Annotated in this window: 2 protein-coding genes; both read left to right on the forward strand. The window is 72.3% G+C overall.

Features of this window, described 5'->3' with window-relative positions:
• Positions 1 to 880: 880 nt before the first annotated feature.
• The gene (locus tag ACWEN3_RS41245; RefSeq protein WP_452982289.1) at positions 881 to 2,689 is read left to right on the forward strand and encodes an ABC-F family ATP-binding cassette domain-containing protein; all 1,809 of its coding nucleotides are present in this window, start codon (positions 881 to 883) and stop codon (positions 2,687 to 2,689) included.
• 236 nt (positions 2,690 to 2,925) lie between these two features.
• The gene (locus ACWEN3_RS41250) at positions 2,926 to 4,725 is read left to right on the forward strand and encodes an outer membrane protein assembly factor BamB family protein (RefSeq protein WP_452982292.1); all 1,800 of its coding nucleotides are present in this window, start codon (positions 2,926 to 2,928) and stop codon (positions 4,723 to 4,725) included.
• Positions 4,726 to 5,013: the final 288 nt, after the last annotated feature.

Below are 5,013 nucleotides of genomic sequence, written 5' to 3' on the forward strand. Positions count from 1 at the left end.
GCGCGACCGCTACACCACCGGTGTCCGGCTCAGGATCATCGACATCCTGAAGGAGGAACTCGGCGGTATCAGCGTAGGTGCCGACGGGGGCGTGACTCGACGGCCCACGCCCGGCGCCGGCGCCGCCGGAGCCCGACCCGACGAGCGCACACCCGGCTCGGGGATATGACATGACATGGCTGACCGAAGGGCGTGTGCCCGGCACGCGAATGACAGCGCGCGCACTCCGGCGTGCGGGCCTGGCGAGTCGGAACGGGCGGGGCGTGCCCAGACGCGGGGAGTGGCGTGATCGAGGGGCGTGCGCCCCGGGGTGGGGAGCGTCGGCGTGTGGTTGAGGGGCGCGACCGCGTGGCACGGAGACGGCGGCGTTTGATTCAGCGGTGCTCGCCAGGGGTGGGTGACGGCGATGTCTGTCCGAGTCGCGCGCGCTCGGGCGCGGGAAGTGGTGTGGTCGAGGGGCGTGCGCCCTGGCGTGGGGAGCGTCGGCGTGTGGTTGAGGGGCGCGACCGCGTGGCACGGAGACGGCGGCGTTTGATTTAGCGGTGCTCGCCAGGGGTGGGTGACGGCGGGGCCTGATCGAGTCGCGCGCTCAGGTGCCGGGGTGGCGTGGTGTGATCGACGGGCGCGCGCCCCGGCGTGAGGCGTGGCGGTGTGTGTTTGAGGGGGCGTGTGCCCCGGTGCGGGGAGCGGCGGCGCGTTCGAGGGGGCGCGCGCTCGGCGCGGGAATGGCAGCGCCTGATTGAGCGGCGCACGCCCAGCGTGCGGGACGGTGGGGCGTGAGCCGGCGGCCCCCTGGGACCGGGTGGGCCCAGGGGCGGGCCGGGGTGCCTTCGGTGCGCATTAGGCTGGGAGGCTGACCGATCCCCGTGGCAGGAGTGAAATGGCCGTCAACCTGGTCAATGTCGAGAACGTCAGCAAGGTGTACGGCACCCGTGCCCTGCTGGACGGCGTCTCGCTCGGTGTGTCGGAAGGGGACCGGATCGGGGTCGTCGGCCGCAACGGCGACGGCAAGACCACCCTGATCCGGATGCTCGCCAAGCTGGAGGAGGCCGACACCGGCCGGGTCACGCACTCCGGCGGCCTGCGGATCGGCGTGCTCACCCAGCACGACTCCCTCGACCCCGCCGCCACCGTCCGCCACGAGGTCATCGGCGACATGGCCGACCACGAGTGGGCGGGCAACGCCAAGGTCAGGGACGTCCTGACCGGTCTCTTCGGCGGGCTCGACCTGCCGGGCTTCCCCAAGGGCCTGGACACCGTCATCGGGCCGCTGTCCGGCGGAGAACGGCGCCGTATCGCGCTCGCCAAGCTGCTCATCGAGGAGCAGGACCTGCTCGTCCTCGACGAGCCCACCAACCACCTCGACGTCGAGGGCATCGCCTGGCTCGCCAAGCACCTGCAGAACCGGCGCTCGGCGCTGGTGTGCGTGACCCACGACCGGTGGTTCCTGGACCAGGTCTCCACCCGCATGTGGGACGTCCAGCGCGGCGACGTCTACGAGTACGAGGGCGGCTACTCCGACTACGTCTTCGCGCGCGCCGAGCGCGAGCGGATCGCGGCCACGGAGGAGGCCAAGCGGCAGAACCTCATCCGCAAGGAGCTGGCCTGGCTGCGCCGCGGCGCACCCGCGCGCACCTCCAAGCCGCGCTTCCGGGTCGAGGCCGCCAACGAGCTGATCGCCGACGTGCCGCCGCCCCGCGACAGCAGCGAGCTGATGAAGTTCGCCTCCTCCCGGCTCGGCAAGACCGTCTTCGACCTGGAGGACGTCACCGTCCAGGCCGGCCCGAAGGTGCTGCTCAAGCACGTCACCTGGCAGCTCGGCCCCGGCGACCGGATCGGTCTCGTCGGCGTCAACGGCGCCGGCAAGACCTCCCTGCTGCGGGCGATGGCCGACGCGGCGCGCACCGAGGGCGAGGCGCAGCCCGCGGGCGGCCGCGTCGCCGTCGGCAGGACCGTCAAGCTCGCCTACCTCTCCCAGGAGGTCGCCGAACTCGACCCCACCTTGCGGGTCCTGGAGGCCGTGCAGCGCGTCCGCGAGCGCGTCGACCTCGGCAAGGGCCGCGAGATGACCGCCGGGCAGCTGTGCGAGACGTTCGGCTTCAACAAGGAGAAGCAGTGGACGCCGGTCGGGGACCTCTCCGGCGGTGAGCGCCGCCGCCTCCAGCTGCTGCGCCTGCTCATGGACGAGCCCAACGTGCTCTTCCTGGACGAGCCCACCAACGACCTCGACATCGAGACCCTCACCCAGCTCGAGGACGTCCTCGACGGCTGGCCCGGCTCGATGATCGTCATCTCCCACGACCGGTTCTTCGTCGAGCGCACCACGGACCGGGTCTTCGCCCTCCTCGGCGACGGCACCCTGCGGATGCTGCCGCGCGGGATCGACGAGTACCTGGAGCGGCGGCAGCGTATGGAGGAGGCGGTCGCCGCGCAGGCCGCCGCCGCGGCACCCAGGCCCGCCACCACCGAGAAGAGCGCCGCCGACCAGCGCGCCGCCAAGAAGGAACTCCAGAAGATCGAGCGGCAGTTGGACAAGGTCTCCGAGAAGGAGGCCAAACTGCACGCCCAGATCGCCGAGAACGCCACCGACTTCGCGAAGGTCGCCGAACTCGACGCCCAGTTGCGGGAACTCGCCGGGGAGCGCGAGGAACTGGAGCTGCGCTGGCTTGAACTGGCGGAGGACGCCTGACCTTTCACCCCGCTCGCGGCTGAGGGCGCGCGCGCCGCGTGAAGGGGGCGTGAAGGCGCATAACAACGGCATCACGGGCCGGTCCTCCCTTGGGAACAGGGGAGGGCGCGGCCCCCTGTGCTGTCTGCGCCGGGTGATAGAAAGGGCCGTCTGACAACAGACTGAGTACGACCTTGGGTCCGTGAACGAACCTCAGGGCGTGGCTAAAAATCAGTGAACAAGGGGGAAGAGCGCTGATGACTCAGCCGCCCGGCCAGCCGCCGCACGGTGGCTTCGGAGCACCGCAGGACCAGCCACCGCAGGGCGGAGGATTCGGTCCCCCGCCCCCACCACCGGCCCAGCCGCCCACGGCCCCCGCGACCCCGCCGGCACCCCCGGCCCCGCCCGGGCAGCCGCAGCCGCAGCCGCCCCAGCCCGGTTACGGCTACCCGCAGCAGCCGGGCCCGTACGGCACCCCGGGCCCCTACGGCGCGCCCGCCGCACCCGGCGTCCCGGGCCCGTACGGCCATCCCCAGCAGGCGCCGCAGCCGGGCCCGTACGGGCAGCCGCAGCCCGGTTACGGCTACCCGCAGCAGCAGCCGTACCCGGGCGCGCCGGGCGGGCCCTTCCCGGGACCGGGCGGCGGCGGGAAGAAGACGGCGCTGATCATCGGTGCCGCGGTGGCCGCGCTGCTCGTCATCGGCGGCACCGTCTACGCGGTCACCAGCGGCGACGGCGGCGGCGGGAAGAAGAAGCCCGTCGCGGAGCGGAGCGACGACGGCAAGCAGTCCGGGTCCGCCACGCCGTCCTCCTCCAGCGGCGGCGACGACCCGGAGGACCTCAACAAGGGCCGGGCGGCCGGCGAGGCGAAGGTGCTCTGGTACAAGTCGGCACCGGACGCCCCGGGTTCGGGCGCCGACGCGCCCGGCATGTGGATCGCCGGGAACACGGTGGTGAAGGCGGCGTACAAGCAGGTCTTCGCCTACGGCGCCGGTGACGGCGGCTCCCCCTGGGGCCCGGTCACCTTCGCGCAGAAGATCTGTGCGGTCACCCCGCAGAAGTCGGCCGACGACAAGGTCGTCGTCGCGTACATGAGCGGTGTCAGCGACAACGCCAAGTGCAACCAGCTCCAGCAGATCGACCTCAGGACCGGCAAGAAGGGCTGGAGCGGCCAGGTCGCCGACGGCGGGCTGTTCGACAGCGCGCTCAACGTCGAGCTGACCGTGAGCGGGACGACGCTGATGGTGGGCCGCTCGGAGTCGGGCACGGCGTACGACATCGACAGCGGCAAGAAGCTGTACGACAAGAAGAGGTACGGCGCGGCCTGCTTCCCGGCCGCGTTCGCGGGCGGCACCGGCCGGCTGGTCCAGGTGGCCTCCTGCGGGGCCGGCGGCAGCACCGAGCACGACGAGATCCAGGAACTCGACCCGGCCACCGGCAAGGTGAAGTGGACCCAGCCGGTGAAGAAGGGCTGGCAGGTCAGCCGGGTGTACTCGCTCGACCCGCTCGTGGTCTATCTGACCAACCAGGACAAGAAGGCCTGGAACATCTCCACGTTCGGCGCGGACGGCAAGTTCCGCTCCGAGGTCAAGGTCGACGAGAAGTTCGCCGCCCGCTGCGGCTGGGCGATCCTCGAACGCGACCTCCAGGGCTGCCAGGGTGTCGCCGCCGACGCCAACTACCTCTACCTGCCCACCGACACCACCGGCAGTGCCAACGAGATCGTCGCGATCGGCCTCGCCGACGGCAAGGCGAAGTGGCGGGTCAAGTCCCCGGCCGGCGAGCCGATGTCCCCGGTGAAGATCGAGGGCGGCAAGCTCGTCGCGTATGTGCAGCCGTCGTACGACGCGGGCGGCCAGGTGGTGTCGATCCCGACCGCCGGCTCCTCCCACACGACCACGAAGCTGCTGCAGAACCCGAAGGGCACCGCCGAGATCGAGGACACCTTCTACAACGGGGTCGTCGACTGGGCCGACGGGCGGTTCTTCATCTCCTCCGGCCGGCTGTCCGGCAACGACCAGTCGAAGGAGAAGCTGATCATGGCCTTCGGCAACTGAGCCCGGCCCGCTTCCCGTTCCTTCCGCCGTCCGGCCTTCCGAGCTTCACCGAGGTACCCGAGCCATGACCCAGCCGCCCCCGCCACCGCCCAACCAGCCCCCGCAGCAGGGCGGTTTCGGCCCCCCGAGTCCACCCGGGCCGCCGAGCCCGCAGGACGCGCCGCAGGACCAGCCGCCCGCCGCACCGGCGACCCCGCCCGCCGCACCGGCGACCCCGCCCCCTGCTCCGCCCGCCCCGCCCCCGCCGCCCCCGGCCCCACCCACCCCCCCCCCGCCGCCGCACCCCCC

The sequence above is a fragment of the Streptomyces sp. NPDC004561 genome (assembly GCF_053602155.1).

Excerpts from the sequence above, each read along its gene's own strand:
- ACWEN3_RS41245 (WP_452982289.1), top strand. The coding sequence starts at position 881 with ATGGCCGTCAACCTGGTCAATGTCGAGAACGTCAGCAAGGTGTACGGC.
- ACWEN3_RS41250 (WP_452982292.1), top strand. The coding sequence starts at position 2,926 with ATGACTCAGCCGCCCGGCCAGCCGCCGCACGGTGGCTTCGGAGCACCG.